The 18,229-nt window shown below is 58.6% G+C and carries 18 protein-coding genes; 7 read left to right on the top strand and 11 right to left on the bottom strand.

The annotated features are described in order from the left end of the window. Positions 1-155: 155 nt before the first annotated feature. Entirely contained in the window at positions 156-674 is a 519-nt protein-coding gene (locus G449_RS15930) for a rubrerythrin family protein (RefSeq protein WP_022658071.1), read from the bottom strand. A gap of 165 nt (positions 675-839) precedes the next feature. Between G449_RS15930 and G449_RS15925 the strand changes: the two genes are divergently transcribed. Next, the gene (locus tag G449_RS15925; protein ID WP_022658070.1) at positions 840-1,388 is read left to right on the top strand and encodes a cupin domain-containing protein; all 549 of its coding nucleotides are present in this window, start codon (positions 840-842) and stop codon (positions 1,386-1,388) included. Beyond that, complete coding sequence (locus G449_RS0104240; protein ID WP_022658069.1) at positions 1,385-2,023, top strand: YigZ family protein; 639 nt, start codon at positions 1,385-1,387, stop codon at positions 2,021-2,023. Before G449_RS15925 ends, G449_RS0104240 begins: the two co-directional genes overlap by 4 nt. Positions 2,024-2,182: 159 nt before the next feature. On the opposite strand, the gene G449_RS0104235 is transcribed toward G449_RS0104240, so the two are convergent. The 5 genes from G449_RS0104235 to G449_RS0104215 all read right to left on the bottom strand — a co-directional run bounded on the left by G449_RS0104235 (position 2,183) and on the right by G449_RS0104215 (position 6,039). After that, positions 2,183-2,809, bottom strand: a complete 627-nt coding sequence (locus G449_RS0104235; protein ID WP_022658068.1) for a tetratricopeptide repeat protein — start codon at positions 2,807-2,809, stop codon at positions 2,183-2,185. Continuing rightward, a complete protein-coding gene (locus tag G449_RS0104230) occupies positions 2,806-3,198 on the bottom strand; it encodes a hypothetical protein (RefSeq protein WP_022658067.1) in 393 nt (130 codons plus the stop codon). Before G449_RS0104230 ends, G449_RS0104235 begins: the two co-directional genes overlap by 4 nt. A 22-nt stretch (positions 3,199-3,220) precedes the next feature. Continuing rightward, a complete protein-coding gene (locus G449_RS0104225; RefSeq protein ID WP_022658066.1) occupies positions 3,221-3,892 on the bottom strand; it encodes a hypothetical protein in 672 nt (223 codons plus the stop codon). 300 nt (positions 3,893-4,192) lie between these two features. Continuing rightward, positions 4,193-4,381 carry a ferredoxin gene (locus tag G449_RS0104220; RefSeq protein WP_022658065.1) on the bottom strand — a complete coding sequence of 63 codons (189 nt, stop codon included), beginning with the start codon at positions 4,379-4,381 and terminating at the stop codon, positions 4,193-4,195. A 218-nt stretch (positions 4,382-4,599) separates the two neighbouring features. Further along, entirely contained in the window at positions 4,600-6,039 is a 1,440-nt protein-coding gene (locus G449_RS0104215; protein ID WP_022658064.1) for a trypsin-like peptidase domain-containing protein, read from the bottom strand. A 131-nt stretch (positions 6,040-6,170) separates the two neighbouring features. On the opposite strand from G449_RS0104215, the gene cobT reads away from it, so the two are divergent. Both cobT and G449_RS0104205 read left to right on the top strand, forming a co-directional pair. After that, complete coding sequence (cobT, locus tag G449_RS0104210) at positions 6,171-7,277, top strand: nicotinate-nucleotide--dimethylbenzimidazole phosphoribosyltransferase (protein ID WP_022658063.1); 1,107 nt, start codon at positions 6,171-6,173, stop codon at positions 7,275-7,277. Further along, positions 7,271-8,248 (top strand): ABC transporter ATP-binding protein, encoded by a 978-nt coding sequence (locus G449_RS0104205; RefSeq protein ID WP_022658062.1) that lies wholly within the window; start codon positions 7,271-7,273, stop codon positions 8,246-8,248. The genes cobT and G449_RS0104205 overlap by 7 nt, the downstream gene beginning before the upstream one ends. Before the next feature lie 997 nt (positions 8,249-9,245). Here the strand turns inward: G449_RS0104205 and speA are convergent. After that, positions 9,246-11,162: a biosynthetic arginine decarboxylase gene (gene speA, locus G449_RS0104200; RefSeq protein ID WP_027180697.1), complete on the bottom strand. Its 1,917-nt coding sequence runs from the start codon at positions 11,160-11,162 to the stop codon at positions 9,246-9,248. 35 nt (positions 11,163-11,197) lie between these two features. Between speA and G449_RS18390 the strand changes: the two genes are divergently transcribed. The 3 genes from G449_RS18390 (at position 11,198) to G449_RS0104190 (ending at position 13,028) form a co-directional block, all read left to right on the top strand. Further along, entirely contained in the window at positions 11,198-11,452 is a 255-nt protein-coding gene (locus G449_RS18390; protein ID WP_159060427.1) for a hypothetical protein, read from the top strand. Beyond that, complete coding sequence (locus G449_RS0104195; RefSeq protein WP_027180696.1) at positions 11,449-12,543, top strand: efflux RND transporter periplasmic adaptor subunit; 1,095 nt, start codon at positions 11,449-11,451, stop codon at positions 12,541-12,543. Before G449_RS18390 ends, G449_RS0104195 begins: the two co-directional genes overlap by 4 nt. Positions 12,544-12,698: 155 nt before the next feature. Then, positions 12,699-13,028: a hypothetical protein gene (locus G449_RS0104190; RefSeq protein WP_022658059.1), complete on the top strand. Its 330-nt coding sequence runs from the start codon at positions 12,699-12,701 to the stop codon at positions 13,026-13,028. A gap of 166 nt (positions 13,029-13,194) precedes the next feature. Here G449_RS0104190 and G449_RS17700 read toward each other — a convergent pair whose 3' ends face one another. Genes G449_RS17700 through G449_RS0104170 form a run of 4 tightly spaced genes read right to left on the bottom strand, consistent with a single transcriptional unit; the run spans position 13,195 to position 17,890 of the window. Further along, positions 13,195-13,899, bottom strand: coding sequence for a TorD/DmsD family molecular chaperone (locus G449_RS17700; protein WP_081640447.1), 705 nt, complete (start codon positions 13,897-13,899; stop codon positions 13,195-13,197). 25 nt (positions 13,900-13,924) lie between these two features. Next, positions 13,925-14,776: a dimethyl sulfoxide reductase anchor subunit family protein gene (locus G449_RS0104180; protein ID WP_022658057.1), complete on the bottom strand. Its 852-nt coding sequence runs from the start codon at positions 14,774-14,776 to the stop codon at positions 13,925-13,927. A gap of 1 nt (position 14,777) precedes the next feature. After that, positions 14,778-15,395 (bottom strand): DMSO/selenate family reductase complex B subunit, encoded by a 618-nt coding sequence (locus tag G449_RS0104175; RefSeq protein ID WP_027180695.1) that lies wholly within the window; start codon positions 15,393-15,395, stop codon positions 14,778-14,780. 38 nt (positions 15,396-15,433) lie between these two features. Beyond that, positions 15,434-17,890, bottom strand: a complete 2,457-nt coding sequence (locus G449_RS0104170; RefSeq protein WP_022658055.1) for a DMSO/selenate family reductase complex A subunit — start codon at positions 17,888-17,890, stop codon at positions 15,434-15,436. Between the last annotated feature and the right edge of the window lie 339 nt (positions 17,891-18,229).

Here is an 18,229-nt window from a genome sequence, read left to right as displayed (position 1 = left end):
CTCCGCCAAGGTGCGGACGCGCACCTTTCCGTATGCGCCGAAGTCCTGCCCACTCTCCATGCAACATGCGCCGGGGAAACTGCTGCATCAACATATCAGTTTCATCCGGCGCATATCGAGCGCATCAAGGCATGCCAGGCCTTCAGGCAGGACGGCTATTGCCAGTCTGCGTCAAGCCCGGTCATGCGGATTTTATCCGCGATATGCCGCCAGGCGCCGCACACAGGACACGCGTCGCAGGGGCCTTCATGGGTATAGCCGCAAACCTTGCACACGTAATAATCGGTGGCGGGCAGAGCGGCGGGATTTTCCAGAGCCTTTTTGTAGAGCTTGGCGTGGATTTCTTCCACCTGATTGGCAAAATCAAAATACTTGGCAACGGCGCTCTGGCCTTCGGCCTGGGCCTGCTTGATCATGTCGGGGTACATGGTGGTGAATTCGTAGGTTTCACCTTCGATGGCCGACTTGAGGTTGGCCATGGTGTTGCCGATTTTGCCAGCATTCTTGAGGTGGGCATGAGCGTGAACGGTTTCAGCAGCCGCAGCAGCGCGGAACAGCTTGGCAACCTGGTGCATGCCTTCCTTGTCGGCAGCGACAGCAAAGGCAAGGTACTTGCGGTTGGCCTGGGATTCGCCGGCAAAGGCCGCCATCAAATTTTCTTGTGTGGTGCTCATGGGTATTCTCCTTGGTGAAGTTGTTGTTTTTATCAGGAACAGTTCCTGATTAAAGAATTCTTGCTGCCTTGTAAAGCAGTTTTTTACAAAAAATTATTTTTACAGGCCCGCCCTTTAGCCCTTGATACCGTTGCGCAGAACGCTATGACAAGCTAAAAGGAACCTATGAACGCCCAAGAAATCATATCCTATTTCGGCATGCGGCCCCACCCCGAAGGGGGGTTCTATCACCGCACATACGAAGCTCCGCAAATTCTTACGGCGGATGAAATGCCCTGTGGTTTTATAGGGCCAAGACCCGTATCAACAGCCATTCTTTTTCTGCTTGAGCAGGGGCAATATTCGCGTTTGCACCGCATCAGGCAGGATGAACTGTGGCATTTCCACCTTGGCGGCCCCTTGCGCCTGGCCTGTATTGATACCCACGGGCAACCGCGCGAAGTGATCCTTGGCCCGAATATTATGGCGGGGCAACACGTGCAGTTTACCATTCCCGGCGGCTGCTGGTTTGGCGCAACGCCTGCGCCAGGCAGCGAGTTTGCGCTTGTGGGCTGCACGGTTTCACCGGGCTTTGACATGGAAGACCTGCGCCTCGGCCAGCCGGAAGAGCTGACCCTGCGCTACCCCAATGCAAAAGACTGCATACGCGAATTCTGCCCGCCTCTGAACGACGCCCAGCGCGCCGCCTGTAGAAGATGCGGTGACGACGAATGACGCGCTATGCCGTGCCTGATGTTGCGCCGCAACACCCGCACTGCACAGAAATCGTTATCCGCCGCAGCCGCTTTCTGGCCCAGTGCGCCCATACGCCGGATGCGGCAACAGCGCGGGCCTTTGTGGAACAGGTACGCCGGCAGCGCGCCGATGCAACGCACAACTGCTGGGCATATGCCGCTGGCGCGCCGGGAAATACTGCGCAGATCGGCTCGTCAGATGATGGAGAACCCCACGGCACTGCTGGCAGGCCCATGCTGCAAATTGTGCTGCACAGCGGCATCGGCGAATTGTGCGTGGTGGTGAGCCGCTGGTTTGGCGGGGTCAAGCTTGGCACAGGCGGTCTTGTGCGGGCCTATCAGGACAGTGTGCGCGAAAATCTGGCCGACCTGCCCGTGAGGCAGCGCGTGCCGGAAACCAGTTTGCAGCTTACCGTTGCCTACGCGCACCTTGATGCCCTGCGCCGCATGTTGCCAACCTACGAAGCCCGCCTTGAAAGTGAAGACTATCAGGCTGAGGCCAGATTGCAACTGCGATTGCCCGCCGAACACGTGGAGGCCTTTCAGATCGCGCTGGCGGGCGTGAGCAATGGCGCGGCCCGGTGCAGTAATCTTACGGACAGCGACACCGCCTGAGACAATATTTTTGTGCGTTCAAAGGCCCGCTGGCATATGCCCGGTGGGCTTTTTGTTTTGCATTGCCGACGTTATCCCTTACCAGGCCCCCCAAAAAACAGTCAGGGCCGCCGGATTTCTCCAGCGGCCCTGACTGACATTTATTGCACAGGGTGCGAGTTAGACGCCCTTGGCCTTAAGCTCTTCAAGAAAGCCTTCCGGCACTTCAAAGCCCAGAGCCTGCGCCTTTTTGGCGGATTCTGCGGCGTCGGCATACTGTTCCATTTCAAACTGCGCCAGCGCCAGATTGTTCCAGGCCGGGGCAAAACCGGGCTGCTGCTTGATCACTTCCTTGCAGGCTGTTTCGCAAGCCGCAAAGTCGCCCTTCATATAATAGGCGGTGGAAAGCGCATTCCGGGCCTGCACAAAGGTGGGATCCCACTTGAGGGCCTTGTTCAGGGCCGTGATGGCCTTGTCCGGTTCGCCGCGTTGCAGGTGCACAAAGGCAATGTTGCCCCACGGCACTGGGAATTTGGCGCGGCAGTTGGCAGCTTCCTCATTGTAGCGCAGGCAGCCGTCAAGGTCGCCGCGTTCAAGGCAGATGCCGCCCAGCTGCACATAGGCTTCCGCCAGATGCGGCGAATTGCGCACCGCGTTCAGCAGGGCTTCTTCAGCAGCCACAAAGTCGCGCTTGGTCAGCAGGGCCAGACCAAGATTGTAGTAATGGGTAGCGCACTGCTCGTTCTGGGCAATTTCCGCCTTCAGATCGGCAATGTATTCATCCAGGTCATCGTAGCGAGCTTTCATGCTATGTGCCCCTCTTTTTTCAAAAGATCATGGTACCATCGGCAAAAATCAAAAATGCCCATGTACTTTTCGTCCTTATTGACCACGCCAAGGGCGCATTCGGTAGCGCCCTTGCTGTAGGCCTTGCCATACGGCCCTTTTTTGGCCGCGTCTTTCAGAAATTCGTTGACCAGCTGCTGCGTGGTGCGCTTGGACACATCTGTCCGCATATCAAGCGGTTCGTTGGGCTTCTGGAAAGGATCCCAGTTTTCATAGCCGATGCGGTCCACAAATTTACGACGGCGCGGATTCATGCGCTCATAAATTTCGCGCTTGAGACCTTCCTGCTCATCCGTAAGCTGCTGCGGCGTTCCATCGCGAAAGACGGTGGCGGGAATGCTGCCGTACATTTCAAACTCCTTTCACGCCCGATCAGGCCTCTTCTTTCTTGGCCGGGCCAATACCCAGATAGGCCTCATCGTAGCGGGTTAGCAGAGCCATGGACAAAGGCACATACACGTCATGCAGTTCTTTAAAGCGGCTCTGCACTGTTGTGGCCACATCCCTGCTCAGGTCTTCAAGCCTGTTCTGGATCTTGTCCATATGGATGGTGGGGTATGGCTTGCCCTTTTCAAAGGCGGAAAAACCGCACACATGCCCCTGCCCGGCAATGGCCGTAGGCACGCCGTACACGCGGCAGGTAATGGGCCGGGCGTGGTACAGCAGGCATTCGTTATTGTCGTCCAGCAGAGGGCAGCGCAGCTTGATCTGAGCCGCGCGTTCCATGATGGCCTCGGGGCTTTCGCCGTCTTTTTCCGCCCGGTACAGCTCGCGCTTGATGCGCGTGGCGCGGCGGTCCAGATCAGAAGCGCGCTCAAGAATGGCGGAGCGCTGCGGCCCGTAACCAAAGGCGGCCTCAAATGCCTTGTTGATGTACATGGCTTCAACAAGGGAAAGATCAAAAAGTGCGTGGCAACAATCGCTACAGCCTTCCTTGCAGACTACGCACTGGGGAAAGGCCCCGCGCACCCTGCCGAAAAGGTCGTCAACTTCGGCCCGCAATGTTTCATAGCGGGTAAAAATAGAGCTCAGATCAGGGATCATGGTTATCCTGCGGTAGTGCGGAAGACATGAGGGAGAACAGGCGATTTCACACAGAAATCGCCCTGGCGGCTGCGTGAGCAGACGTCCGCCACAGAGGCGTGAGCGCGGTTTGTATGCGCTGATAAGCGCCTTAGCGGGCGTCTTGAAACTTTAAGAATGCACATTCTCAAAGTCAGGATGCTCTGGCGGCAAAGCGGCCTGTACCTTATGAAAATGCCGCCTGGCGCGTGCGCGCCGGGCGGCACAATGAAAACTCGGCAGAATCAGCAAGGGAATGCCGCTTGGGCACCCCTGCAATTCCTAGTTTTCTTCAACGGTGATAGCGCTGACTTCGCAAACTTCCACACAGGATTCACAGCCCAGGCATTCTTCGGCGTTTACGGCTTCGGACTTGCCGTCCTTGATTTCGTAAACTTCAACGGGGCACACGTCCACGCATTCGCCACAGCCCACGCACTTGTCAACGTCAACATTAACATTATAACCCATGGTGTCCTCCAAATTTGCATTGACTTGCTTGATTTTTCAAGCGGCTAAATTCCGCTTGTGCAATGGATAGCTTTAGGCACCCACCCTGTCAAGTGTCGGCTGGAAAATAGCCAACCGGACAACAACTACAGGAATATCAAGCCCCGCTCCAGTGCAGGCGGAAAAGTTTTTAAAAAAATATTTTGCCTCAACAACAGGTTACAAAACGCCTATGAGCCTTATGGCACAAGACGCGCGTAATAGCCTTTGCCGTTGCGCACAACCTGCAACAAAATCTGCCCGGACATGCGCTCTCTTCTGAAAGCCTGTAAAAAATCTTCCATGGTTCTGGTTTCGGCAGAGCCCACCGCTGTTATGTGGTCGCCTTGGCGCAAAAATGATGCCGGGCCGTCTGCCCTGGCCTGACGCACCACCACGCCCTGCGCGGTTTGGGCTGCGCTGAATCCCCAGCGGCGCTCCAGCAGGGCGCGTGCATCCGCATCGCCAAAGGGTTCGGGGATGGCCTCGATCTTCAACGCCCCGCCCTCACGCAGCAGTTGCAGCCGCAAGGGGGTTCCGGCAGTCTGGTTGCGCAAAATATCCAGATAATCGCGCCTGTCGCGCACAGGTGAAGAATTTATGGTTTCAAGTATGTCGCCGGGCGCTATGCCCACCTTGGCAGCGGGAGAACCGGGAAACACCGCCGTAACCAGCACGCCGCCGGCATCCTTGAGGCCCAGGGCCATGGCCGTGCGCCCGTCCACATCCTGCAAATCAAGGCCCAGCCAGAGCGGGGCCACGCGGCCTGCGCTCATGAGGTCGTGCATGACGCGGCGGGCCTTGTTGATGGGGATTGCAAAGCCGATGCCCTCGGCGCGTGCGTCCACGGCCGTATTGATGCCTATGAGCACCCCCTCGATGTTCAGCAGCGGGCCGCCGCTGTTGCCGGGGTTAATGGCTGCGTCAGTCTGCACAAGGTCGGTGAACGCGCCGTCCTTGTTGCGGATAGTGCGCCCAAGGGCAGAAACCACGCCCGTGGTGACGGTATGGTTGAAACCAAAGGGATTGCCGATGGTGATGACGGTCTCGCCCGGCATGATGTCGCCTGAATCGCCGAGCTTTACGGCAGGCAGCTTTGACGCTCCCTTGATCTGGAGCACGGCAATGTCAAAATCCGGGTCAGCCCCTTTGACGGCGGCGGGAAATTCCCTGCCGTCCAGCAGATGCACCATGACTTCGTCCCCACCCGCGATAACATGCGCGTTGGTGAGCACAAGGCCTTTTTCTCCGTCTACAATGACGCCAGAACCAAGGCTGACGCGCTTTTGTCGCACTTTACGCCCGCCGGGCATGTCAAACCCCGGCAAGCCGGGAAAGCCCGGGCCGAAAAACTGCTCAAGTGGCGAAAGCCGCTGCCCTTCAACTATATGGGTGCTCGTTATGTTCACAACCGCCGGGGCAACGGCCTGCACTGCGCGCACCACAGGCGTCATGCGGGGGCTGTCCGCCGCTACTGCTCCAGCCCGGGAAGGAGTACACAGCAGCAGAGCTGCCGCCAGCATCAAAAAAAACAGGCGCACGGCAAAAGTTCCCTCAACTGCCGCCGCTTCTACCCGCCCTGGGCGCGAACGCCCACGGCAAGGCAGATTTCTTTGTATATAGATGGGTCTGGTTTTCATATAAATTCCTTACCTCGACGCTAACATAAGCACGTTGACGCGATCGTAAAGTCCCCCCAAATGGATTTACCCCGCTCGGCGGCGAGGCGTCCCGTCTTGCGCACGCCCCTTGTTAAGGATAAACAAACGGCATGAAAACCACCCAATCCGACCTGTTGGAACTGATTTTGCCCGGCCTGCGCATTGCGCCCCTGCTTCAGAAAGACCTGGACGATGCCCAGGCCCATCTGGACGACCTGACCAAACCGCAAGGCAGCCTTGGCCGCCTTGAAGACCTCGCCCAGCGGCTCTATGCCATGAGCGGCGGGCAAGCGCCTATCAGCGTCAGCCCTGCCATCATGCTTACGGTTGCTGGCGACCACGGCGTTGCCGATCAGGGCGTTTCGCCTTTTCCCAAGGCCGTGACGCGCCAGATGGTGCAAAACTTTTTCAACAACGGCGCGGCGGTCAATGTTCTGTGCAAGACCTCGGGCATGGATCTGCGCGTGGTGGACGCAGGCTGCGATGGCGGCCCCTATGAGCCGCACTCCATCCTCATTGAGCGCCGTCTGGGCGACGGCACCGCAGACATGAGCCAGGGCCCGGCCATGAGCCGCGAAACCTGCCTCAAGGGACTGCGCATGGGCGTAGAGCTGGCGCACCAGCTTGCGGATAATGGCTATCGCTGCCTCGGCGTGGGCGAAATGGGCATTGCCAACAGCACGGCAGGCACTGCCCTGTACTGCGCCCTGCTGCACTTTGACCCCGAGCAGATGACAGGCCCCGGCGCTGGCGCGGACCCCGACATGGTGCGCCACAAGACCGAAATCGTGCGCCGCGCGCTGGCAGTCAATGCTTACATGCTGGAAGACGACGACCCCATCAATATTCTGGCCGCCTTGGGCGGATTTGAAATTGTTCTCATGGCCGGGCTGATGCTTGGCGCAGCCTCGCGCCGCCTGCCCGTGCTGGTTGACGGTTTTATATGCAGCGCGGCCTATGTGGCGGCCCTGCACATCTGCCCCCAGCTTGCCGACTACGCCGTGCTTTCCCACGCCTCGGCAGAGCCGGGCCACGTACGCGCCCTGTCCAAGCTGACCGGCGGCGAAACCCGCAACAATCCGCTGCTGCACCTGAGCATGCGCCTTGGCGAAGGCACGGGAGGCGCGGTGGCCTATCACCTGCTGCGTTGCGCCGCCGCCGTGTACAACGACATGGCGACCTTCAGCTCCGCAGGTGTGGCGGGCAAAACATGCTGAACCAGCTTGCGCCGGAACAGTCTTCCGCATCCGCCCTGCTGCGGCTGGAGGATGTCTCACGGGTGTTTGACATCCGGCGGGGACTGTTCGGCGAAAAGCGCTCTCTTGTTGCCGTAGACGGCGTTAGCCTGAGCCTCGCCAAGGGCGCAAGCCTCGGCCTTGTGGGCGAATCCGGCTGCGGCAAATCCACTCTTGGGCGTCTTGCCTGCGGGTTGCTGGCCCCTTCTCAGGGGCAGGTGTTGCTTGATGGTCGCCCCCTGCCCTCTGCCGGGGCCGACAGTTGGACCGCCGGGCGCATCCAGATGATCTTTCAGGATCCTTTTTCGTCCCTCAATCCCCGGCTCACTGTGGGCAGTTCGGTGGCGGAACCGCTGGCGGCGCGCGGCGTCTCCCGCGAGGAACGCCATGCACAGGCCGAGGCCATGCTGGCTACCGTAGGGCTTGAGGACATGGGCCGCCGATATCCGCACGAATTTTCCGGGGGGCAGCGGCAGCGCATTGCCGTGGCGCGGGCGCTCATCACCCGGCCAGACGTGGTCGTGTGCGACGAGCCTGTTTCCGCCCTTGACGCCTCGGTGCAGGCGCAGGCGCTCAACCTCCTGCGCGAAGTGCAGGAGCAATTCGGGCCAGCCTATCTATTTATCTCGCACGATCTGGCGGTGGTGGGCTTTTTATGCCGCCATATTCTGGTCATGTATCTGGGGCAGATTGTGGAAGAAGGCCCCACCGATGCCATTTTTGACGGCGCGGCGCACCCCTACACGCAGGCGCTTATGGCTGCCATGCCCACCGGGAGCCGCCGGGGTGAACCCATTGCCGCGCTGGAAGGCGAACTGCCAAGCCCGCTGGCTCCTCCCGCCGGATGCCGCTTTCACCCTCGTTGCCCCAAGGCAAAGGACATTTGCCGTCAGGAAGCACCTCAGTGGAAGGATATGGGTGATGGGTGGCGCGTGAGGTGTTGGGAGGCGTAATTTCGCTTTATGCGCCTTCCCGGCGCGGGTTGCTTAGCATTGCTGCCCTTCGGGCACGAGGTTCCGCCCTCCGGCGGAGTTTGGGACGCCTGTGCGGCGTGCGATTTCGCCTCCCCGGCGAGGGATGCTCCTTTGGTTCTTGCAGCCCTGCGGGCATGGCGTTTTCGCCATCCGGCGAAGTTTGGACGCCTGTGCGGCGCGCAGCAAGGCGGGGCCGATTATGGGGCTGCGCCCCCTTCTCGGCCCCCTTGCATCCCCCCCGAAGCACCCCCTTGAGTTTTCAATTCCCTCAGAACGGCGAGGGCAACGCGGCTATTGCTGCGGGAGCTTCCCTCACTCGCTGCGCTCACTCAGGTGATCTCCCTCCGCGCCGCGTAAATGCCAAAGTCCGCTTTCCCTTCGATCAAACTCCGTTTCAGCCAACAATCACGGGCATAGTTGATAAATAAGAATCTCCACCCAGAACCACTCTCAGCAACTTTCTGCCACCAGATCATGACCCTGGACAGCGAATGGACTACCCCCAACCGTCTTTTAACAAGAGTATCAGCTAATTAGTTCCACATAGAACCACACAACAAGTCCTGCCCTCAAAGCCTTTATCTCTTCTGCCTCTGACTTGCACGGCCACTGCGCGCAACAAAATCTCTACGATCCTCTTGCTTTTGCCTTCTCTCTAGCTGCCTTTATGCTTTCCCTTACAATCACCGTAAGGAGCAGGCCGTGGAGTCGCCTTCCTTAAACTCGCCGGAGCAGCGCGAAGGCGATGGCTGGTGTTGAGTGAATTTGCAAAATGCGCATTTTTCTGGACTGACAAGGAAAAATCCTGTTTTTGAGCGCAGCGTACTCGTGCACGTGAGCATCAAAAACAGGATTTTAACGCAGTCAGGTCAAAAAAGTCGGGTTTGCGTAAATGCGCTCGACAGGCTCACCCCGCCGCCAAACTCTCCCAGCCTTACTGTCTTATTTCTACCGCACAGACTACCCTGCGCAGCCTCTACCGTTCAAAATAGGTGTACCCGCGCAAACCGTCTTCAAAAACCTGCATAATGGCAAACCGGTCGCTGGGCGAAATCCGGCCCTGCCGCACAGCCTGCTCTGCCGTACTGCGCAGATCTTCCAGAATGCGGCGCGGCTCATATTCCACATAGCTCAGAATATCCGCCACAGAGTCACCCCTGATTTCGCGCACATATTCATAATTGCCGTCATCCCGCACCCTGATGGAAACCACGTTGGTGTCGCCCATAAGGTTGTGCAGATCGCCCAGCGTTTCCTGATACGCACCCACCAGGAACACGCCAAGGTAGTACTCCTCGCCGTCCCGCAGGGGGTGCAGATCAAGAGTGGGCTTCATACCCTGCGGGTCAATGAAATGGTCAATCCGGCCATCAGAATCGCAGGTAATGTCAGAAATAATGCCCTGTCGCGAAGGAAATTCCTTGAGCCGATGCACTGGCATAACCGGGAACAGCTGGTCAATGGCCCAGGAGTCGGGCAAGGACTGGAACACGCTGAAATTGCCGTAATAAATATCGGCAAGGCTCACGTCGATGTCCGCAAGATCGCGGGGTATCGTCTTGAGCCGGGTTTTTTCCTGAGCAATGCGCATGATGATGGCCCAGAAAAACCGCTCGGCCAAGGTGCGCTGACGCAGATTCACCCGCCCGGTGGAGAAAAGCTGACGCATCTCGTCCCGGTAGTAAATGGCGTCGTTATAGCACTCCTGCAAATTACGCAGGGTGATGTTGGCAAGGGTTTCGCGCAGGTTCAGCACAGGCTCCGGCGTGCCCTCGGGCAGGGTGTCGGGCAGCTGCACTTCTTCCACCATACTCACATCAAGCACGTTAAAGAGCAGCACGGAATAGTAGGCCACGGTGGCGCGGCCTGATTCTGTAATGATGTGCGGATGCGGGATCTTCTGCTCATCAAGAATGCTCATGATGGCTTCGACAATGTCGGCGCTGTACTCATCGAGCGTGTAGTTGCGCGACGAAACATAGTTGGTGTGCGAACCGTCATAGTCCACGGCCAGACCGCCGCCAAGGTCAAGGTAGCCCATGGGCGCGCCTTCCTGCACGAGGCCCACGTAAAGACGCGCGCCTTCCATGACACCGGTACGGATGTCACGGATATTGGAAACCTGCGACCCGAGGTGGTAGTGCAGCAGCTTGAAGCAATCAAGCATGTCGTTGGCCTTGAGCGTATCCACCACGTCCACGATCTGCGCGGGCGAGAGGCCAAAGGTGGAGCGTTCGCCGCCGGAATCCGTCCAGTGGCCGCTGGCCTTGACGGCCAGCTTGGCGCGCACGCCGATGTTGGGCCGCACGCCGAGGGCCTTGCTACGCTCAAGCACAACTTCCAGCTCGCTGGGCATTTCGAGAACAAAGAGCACGTTAAAGCCAAGGCGCAGAGCCTGAAGGCCAAGGTCGATAAATTCTTCGTCCTTGTAGCCGTTGCAGACAATGCAGGCCTCGCGGTCGCGCATGAGCGACACGGCGGCAATGAGTTCCGCCTTGGAGCCGACCTCCAGGCCGTGATGGTAGGTGGAGCCGAACTGGGCTATTTTTTCCACAACCTGCTGCTGCTGGTTGACCTTGATGGGAAAAACGCCACGGTACGAACCCGTATAATTCAGACTTTTGATAGCCTTGCGGAATGATTCGTGGATATTGGCAATGCGCGAATCCAGAATGTTTTCCACGCGCAACAGCACGGGCATATCATACCCGCGCTCTTTCAGCCCGGCGATAACTTCCGGTATCGAAACCTGCGGCCCCTTGGGCCCCTGCGGACAAATCACAACTTCGCCCGCATCCGACACGTCAAAATACCCGGCACCCCAATTACGGATGCCATACAGTTCGATGGAATCCTCCACCCGCCACTGCTGCAATGCGCGGTTTTTTGCCAATTCCTGCTCCTGAAGCGCCGCAAGGCGCATATATAATGTTGATTCAGCCCCAAAAATGGAGCTGCAGGCTGCCGCCGTTCAAAAAACGACCACAGATGGTTGCACGAAAAATGCGGCGTAATTATGCCGTGACCGTGCCGAATGTCAATCATCGCAAAAAAGGCGGCAAGCGCAGATTGTTAGGTGCGTGGCTAACTATCTTCTTGACGGCGGATACTCCTTGCTTCATTTTTTCTCTTGCGCGCAACGGCCTGATGTCTGCTATGTCAATCTTCCGGGGAATACCATGAAACCAGCCCAGAATCCCCTGCCTCCTCTCCTGCTTTTTTTTCTGCTTGCCCTTGGGGCATGTTCGCAGGACGACAGCAAAAAAAACGCGGTGCCGTCTGCCCCGGTACGGGTTGAAGCTGTTGCGCGGGCTGATGTGCCGCGTCTGCTGCATGCTGTGGGCAATGTGCGGGCTTCTGCCTCTGTGGGAGTAAAGCCGCGCGTAACGGGCGAGATTCAGCAGGTTCACTTTACCGAAGGTCAGGATGTGCGCGAGGGCGACCCGCTTATCACCATTGACCCCCGCCCATTTGAGGCCGCGCTGCGCGAAAAGAAGGGGCAACTTGCCAAATCCCAGGCGCAGCTTGCCAAAGCCCAGGACGACATGGGCCGTTACGGCAAACTGGTGGGCAGCGGCTACGTAAGCCGCGATGCCTATGAAAAGACTGTGACCGAGGCTGCAGCCTTACGCGCCACGGTGCAGTCTGACAAGGCAGGCGTGGAGAGCGCCGCCCTTGATCTCAGCTACTGCAGGGTGGTGGCACCCATCAGCGGGCGAGTGGGCGCACTCAATGTAGACAAGGGCAACATGGTCAAATCCGCTGACGCCACGGTTATTGTCAGCATAGACACGCTTTCGCCCATTTATGTGGGCTTTTCTGTGCCAGAGGTGCACCTGCCTGTCATCATAGAACAGATGGCGCAAAAAACGGTACCGGTTTCCGCAACGCCTGCCGGGGGTGCGCCGGAAAAAGGACTTCTCACCCTTGTGGACAACACTGTGGACACGCGCACCGGCACCATCCGGCTGCGCGCCACCTTTGAAAACAGCCAGCGCCGTTTGTGGCCGGGGCAGTTTGTGCAGGTGGAGCTGCCGCTGGGCATGGCCGCCGGGGCCCTCACCGTGCCCACACGGGCCGTGCAGTCTGGCCGGGAAGAATCCTACGTGTACGTGGTGGATAAGGACAGCCGGGCCAGCTATCGCAAGGTGAGGCCGCTGTTTGAATACGCTGACCGCACGGTTGTGGACGGCGAGGTGGCCGAGGGCGACAAAATTGTGGTGGATGGTCAGGTGCGGCTGGCTCCGGGCCTGATGGTCAAGATCCTGGACTGAAATTTTGCAACTGCAAACCAGCGCCGCGCACAACGGCCTGATATTTGCATATTTTCGGGCAATACCAACAGGCGGTCAATTTTTCCACATGGCCGCCGCGCGCTCAAGCGCGAGTGCAATGACGCAGCACTGCGTCAAGCCTGAGGAGAAGCCCGATGGAACTGGAATTCCGTTTTCGCAATAATGATCTGGGGCCTGTTTTTCCTACCTTTCAGGAAAGGGTCAACTCCATGCTGCCCGTGAACAGGGCAGAAAGTACCCCAGCGGCCCCGGCAGCGCCCGCTGACGATGACGTCAGCACCTCCGCCGCGCCGGTTCTGGAACAGACTGTTCCCGGCACCCCGCACATGCTCAATTCTGACGAAATGCGTCAGGCGCTTGCCCAGGTGGAGCAGGAAGCCATGCAGCACAGTCAGGATCTTGTGCAGGTGCATAGCGGCCTGAACGAGCAGCGCGTTGCGCGTTTGCTGGGCCTGCTGGACTAGACCGGGGCTGCCCTGCCCTCGCCCCAACGGAGCAATTTCTAACGAGAATTGCTCGCCCTTGTATTTCGCCGGATGGCAGATTGCTCAAACAAAAGCCGTTCCCACCTTTTTCGGCAAGGAACGGCTTTTGTCGTTGGTCAAAAACCTTTTGCGTCCGCTGTACAGGTTATTCCTGAATGAGCGCCCGCATGTTTCCGAGCAGCAGGCAACAAAGAGCCGACATCTCGCGGTAAAACACCGTATTGGCGCATTCCGAAGCTTTTTTCAGGCAATCTCCAGCCCAGGCCAGAATGTGCCCGTCCATAAAAGCCGCCAACGCAGCTTCCGGGGATTTCCCCTGGCTTGAGGCAACGGCCCCGCCCATGTTCTGCACAAGAAAAAGAATGAAGGCCAGTTCCAGCCCCAGATGGTCCTCGGGCTCGTGCCCGTCCCGTTCTGCGGCAATGCCCCACTCCCTGTAGCTGTCGCGCACTTCCTGGGTTCTGCGGCCAAAAAGCAGACGGTCTTTCTCCCGCCACACGGATTCCCACGGCGCGGCGGCAGGCTGCGGCCCGGAAAAAAGAGCCAGATGATCCATGTGCAGATCCAGATACAGCGCACGGCAGGAATCCTGCGCCGCCTCAGCCGGATAGGCTGCCGCAAGGGCGGCAGTGCGGCCCTCCGGATCAAGAACTCCGCCCCACAGTTTTTCAGCCAGCCCTGACGGCCTGAAACAGGCCCAAGCGCCAAAGCCTTGCAAAAGCCCGCCGCCAATGACGCCGCGCAGCAGATCTTCATCCGGCGAGTTCTGAAAAATGCGGCTGCAAAACTGCAAGGCCACAACGTATTGCGTCAACTGTTCCTGTTCCATATGTAATAGCGTGAGGGCCATCTGGCCCCCGTAGAGTTTGCCGTGCCTACATGCCCAGGCGTGAATAGGAAAGATAAAAAACAAGCCGCCCGAACACTTCGCCCAGAACAATCAGGAGAAATGCGGGAACCGCCAGCGCCGGGCGAAATCCTTTGCCCTGCATGCCACGGGCCGCAGCCAGAGCCAGCAGCACAACGCCCAGACCCGATGCCAGCGCGTGCAATCCGTGCGACCACGCAATGCACGCCGGAGGCAGCAGACGGGAAACCGGATTGACGAAGGTAGACTGCTCAGGCATTGCCAGCGGCAGGCTCACAGCCATAAGCACAAGGCCCAGCACCGCCCACACAAGGCAGGGACCCAGTGCGCGCACGGGTGCGCCTTCCTTGCGCAGGCTCAGCACCACACCATGCCAGGATCCGCCCAGCAGGCACATGGAAGCCAGAAATGCCGTAAAAACACCCCAGTTGCGCCAGCCGGGCATGCTGGCCTGATTGTAAACACAGCTCATGACGAACAGCAGCGCAATACCGCACAGGCCCGCCACGATCATGGCTTTTTTCTCGCCATCCGCCGCCTGCTTTTTACGCCCAACCACCACCAGCCACAGCAGGGCAAGCCCCACAAGGCCGATCATGAGGATTTCGCGGCTGAGCCACGACTGCATCACGTGCAGCAGGGTAAAGGGCGCGTGCAGGGGCGTACCCAGATGCACAAAACTGATGACCACGGCCACGGCAAACAGAAGCAGCGCCGCCACATTCTGCCGCCGCACGCCTTCGCGCAGTGCGCGGTCGGCTTCGTTGCCAAGCACGCACTTGCCCACCAGCACCATCCCCACGGCCATCTGCACCAGCAAGGTAAAGAATACCAGCGGAAATTCCTGAAGATACTCCATGCTACATCTCCTCCGGATTACGGATGCTGCCCATGTTGCTGCCCACTGGCTGCGCATTGTGGGGCGGCGTAATCACAAGACAGGGGGAGGTCACACTCTGCTCCGGCAGCGGAGCCACATGCACGGCATCGCCGAACTGCTTTTTCAGGTCTTCATATTCGCCAAAGTGGATGGCCCGCATGGGGCAGGCTTCCACGCACAGGGGTTTGAGACCGGCTGCCAGCCTGTCCTTGCAGAAATCGCACTTGGTCATTCTGCCCATCTGCTTGTCATACTGGGGGGCGGAATAAGGGCAGTTCCACTCGCAATAGCGGCACCCCACGCACTTGTCGGGGTCCACGCTCACAATGCCCTGCTCGTCCTTGTGCATGGCCGTGGTGGGGCAAACCTTCACGCACACGGGGTTCTGGCAATGGTTGCAACTGACGGACGTATAGTAGGAAAACACGTTCTGGTCATACGTGCCGTTGGCGCGGCGCACCCATTTGCCGCCCGTGTACTCCGCCACGCGCCGCCACATGACGCCCTGAGGCAGGTCGTGGCCGTCTATACAGGCCACCATACATGTTTTGCAGCCCGTACAGGCTGTCATATCTATATAAAAAGCCGGCTGTTTCACAATAAATCTCCTCAATGCAGACAGTTCCGCGCAACAGGCTAGATTTTAACCACATCCACAAGATTGGTGTGCTGCGGATTGCCCTTGGCCAAGGGGGTCATGTGCGCTTTTGTCAGGGTATTGATGCACCCGCCCTGATCCACACCGTTTTTGTCCGGGGTGTACCATGCGCCCTGCGGCAGGCTGAGCACACCGGGCATGATGCGCGGCGTCACCTTGACCCGCACAACCACAGCGCCTCGGTCGTTAAAAACCTTGACCATGTCATCGTGCCTGATGCCGCGCTGCGCCGCATCGGCCTCGTTCATCCAGAGCTGCTGCGGGGCAACCTGCTCAAGCCAGGGGATATTGGCGTAGCTTGAATGCACGCGCCCCTTGTAGTGGTGGCCGATAAGCTGGAAAGGATGTTTTTTCATGCCTTCGTAATCGCACGGGCCTTCCCAAGTTTTTTCATACACGGGCATGGCGTAGATGGCGTCGCCCTTGGGCAGTTCCCAGGTCTGGTTCAGATCCCACAGACGCTTGGAGAATATTTCGATCTTACCCGAAGGCGTCTTGAGCGGATTGGCCGCCGGATCGTCACGAAAAGCCTTGAAGGCGACCTTCTGCGGCATGGGGAACCACTTGAACAGGCCGATCTTTGAAGCTTCCTCAAAGGATTCCGGCAGTTCCGGTTTTTTGGCGCGGGCCTGGGCGTAAAGATGCTTCACCCAGTCAAGCTGGCTGCGACCCTCGGTATATTTTGCCGCCAGATCGGGCTGGCCCAGAAGCTTGCCGATTTTTTCGCTCAGGGCCGCGCAGATATCATACTGCGAACGGGTCTCGAACAGGGGTTCAATGGCCTTGCGGGCAATGAGCAGGGAGCTCTGATCCACCTGATAGCCCTGCTGGATGATGTCGTCCTGTTCCAGCGGCGTCACGGAGGGCAGGAGGATATCCGCAAATTTTGCCGAAGCCGTCATGCGGTTTTCCACCACCACAATGCACTCGCACTTGCTTTCATCTTCAAGAATCTTGCGGGTGCCGTTGATGTCCGAATGCTGGTTGATGAGGGCGTTGCCCGAGCTGTTCCACAAAAACTTGATGCCGTGATCCAGCTTTTCCTTGTTGCGCAGGCCCATTTTTTTGGCCGTCACCTGAGTGTAGTCGTCAATGGCGTTGACCCATGTGTAGAAAGAAATGCGCGTCTTGACCGGATTAGTGCCTTCGGGCATGCGCGGAAAACCAATCTGGCTCACGCTTTCCGCACTGCCGGAACCGCCCCCGGCAATGCCCACGTTGCCGGTAAGGATGGCAAGCATGACAATGGAACGGGAAATGGTGTCGCCGTTGGCGTGGCGTTGCGGCCCCCACCCCTGAATGACGCAGCAGGGCTTGGTGGAGCCGATCTCGCGGGCAAGGCGGATGATCTTTTCCGCCGGATAACCGGTGATGGTTTCCGCCCATTGCGGTGTTTTCGCCGTTCTGTCCGGGCCTTCGCCCATGATATACGCGCGGTAGCTGTTGCCGGCGGGCACGCCCTCGGGCATGTGCTCCTCGTCAAAACCAAGGCAGTGGGTGTCCACAAACTGCTGGTCAACCAGCCCTTCGTTCATGAGTACATAGGCAATGGCCGCGATAAGCGCACCGTCAGAACCGGGGCGGATGGGCACCCATTCGTCCCCCAGCTTTGCCATGGAATCCGAATACCGGGGATCAACCATAATGATGCGGGCATTGCCTTTTTTCCTGGCTTCAAACAGCTCACAAGAAAGGCCGCCGCCGCTCTGGCGGGTTTCAAGAATGTTGCAGCCAAACATGACAATGAGCTTTGAGTTAGCCATGTCATTGATGGTATTGCCCGCATTGATTCCGTAGAGATATGGAATTGCGGCTGAAATCTGGGCCGTACTGTAGGTGCCGTATTCGTCCAGATGCCCGCCAAGCATATTGGCAAGCCTGAAAAATTCGTTGCGGCGCGTCATGCCGCTGGACGTTGTGCCCGAGCCGTACATGCGGTGGATGGACTCCGGCCCGTAGGTGTTCAGTACGCGCACCCATTCCTTGGCTACCGTGTCCAGGGCTTCATCCCATGAAATGCGCTCAAACTTTCCCTCGCCGCGCTTGGCACCGGGTATGCGCCGCATGGGATACTTAATGCGGTCAGGCGAATAGGTATACTTGCGCATGGAACGCCCGCGCAGGCAGGCGCGGATGGCCCTGTTGTTGGGACCGTCATCGGAATTGTCGGTTTCAACGCGCGTGACGCGACCGTCCTTGACAAAAGCGCGCAGCGTACACTGCGAACCGCAGTTCACCACGCAGCCGGAATAAAAGCACTGCTCGCCCGCGCCGTACGGCGGCTGGGTGGCGGCCCGCGCAAGCCCCACGGGCAAGCCGCTGCCCATGGGCAAAAGAGATGCGCCACCAAGCGCGGCACACCATTTAAGAACCTCGCGCCGGGTCACTTCCCTGTGCGCGAGCAAAGGCGGGGTGGAGTCGGAATATTTTTTCATCACAATCCTCATTCTGCGCCGCAGACGCGGCAAGGTAACCTTTCCCCTCCGGGACAGGAGGGGGAAATCAGAGAAGGGGCAAACCCAAGAGCAGGTGAAGGCAGGACTGAATCAAAAGGACATAGGCCACGTATCGGCACTCAGGAGTATCGGACAATGTAAGGGGTGGGCGATGTTTCCTGGCGGACGCGCTCCGCTGATGGAGCGCCTCAAAAGTGGGGATCTGCTGTTCTTTGAACGTTATTCAGGCTTTTGCGCGGTTGAAAACCGCAATATTCACGCTCTTTGCCATAAACGGTACTGTTACGCTCCCTTTTTCAGGAAGGCAATACCGCTTGA

This window comes from Desulfovibrio desulfuricans DSM 642, assembly GCF_000420465.1.
Taxonomy (GTDB): Bacteria; Desulfobacterota; Desulfovibrionia; order Desulfovibrionales; family Desulfovibrionaceae; genus Desulfovibrio; species Desulfovibrio desulfuricans.
The sequence above is the reverse complement of the archived record's forward strand: the minus strand, read 5'-3'. Positions and strand labels throughout refer to the sequence as shown.

Coding starts and splice junctions, on each gene's coding strand:
- G449_RS17700 (WP_081640447.1), bottom strand. CDS start 13,899: ATGGCCCTCACGCTATTACATATGGAACAGGAACAGTTGACGCAATAC.
- cobT (WP_022658063.1), top strand. CDS start 6,171: ATGAAAACCACCCAATCCGACCTGTTGGAACTGATTTTGCCCGGCCTG.
- G449_RS15930 (WP_022658071.1), bottom strand. CDS start 674: ATGAGCACCACACAAGAAAATTTGATGGCGGCCTTTGCCGGCGAATCC.
- G449_RS0104230 (WP_022658067.1), bottom strand. CDS start 3,198: ATGTACGGCAGCATTCCCGCCACCGTCTTTCGCGATGGAACGCCGCAG.
- G449_RS0104235 (WP_022658068.1), bottom strand. CDS start 2,809: ATGAAAGCTCGCTACGATGACCTGGATGAATACATTGCCGATCTGAAG.
- G449_RS0104240 (WP_022658069.1), top strand. CDS start 1,385: ATGACGCGCTATGCCGTGCCTGATGTTGCGCCGCAACACCCGCACTGC.
- G449_RS18390 (WP_159060427.1), top strand. CDS start 11,198: ATGTTGATTCAGCCCCAAAAATGGAGCTGCAGGCTGCCGCCGTTCAAA.
- G449_RS0104190 (WP_022658059.1), top strand. CDS start 12,699: ATGGAACTGGAATTCCGTTTTCGCAATAATGATCTGGGGCCTGTTTTT.
- G449_RS0104180 (WP_022658057.1), bottom strand. CDS start 14,776: ATGGAGTATCTTCAGGAATTTCCGCTGGTATTCTTTACCTTGCTGGTG.
- G449_RS0104220 (WP_022658065.1), bottom strand. CDS start 4,381: ATGGGTTATAATGTTAATGTTGACGTTGACAAGTGCGTGGGCTGTGGC.
- G449_RS0104225 (WP_022658066.1), bottom strand. CDS start 3,892: ATGATCCCTGATCTGAGCTCTATTTTTACCCGCTATGAAACATTGCGG.
- G449_RS0104195 (WP_027180696.1), top strand. CDS start 11,449: ATGAAACCAGCCCAGAATCCCCTGCCTCCTCTCCTGCTTTTTTTTCTG.
- G449_RS0104170 (WP_022658055.1), bottom strand. CDS start 17,890: ATGAAAAAATATTCCGACTCCACCCCGCCTTTGCTCGCGCACAGGGAA.
- G449_RS0104215 (WP_022658064.1), bottom strand. CDS start 6,039: ATGAAAACCAGACCCATCTATATACAAAGAAATCTGCCTTGCCGTGGG.
- G449_RS15925 (WP_022658070.1), top strand. CDS start 840: ATGAACGCCCAAGAAATCATATCCTATTTCGGCATGCGGCCCCACCCC.
- G449_RS0104205 (WP_022658062.1), top strand. CDS start 7,271: ATGCTGAACCAGCTTGCGCCGGAACAGTCTTCCGCATCCGCCCTGCTG.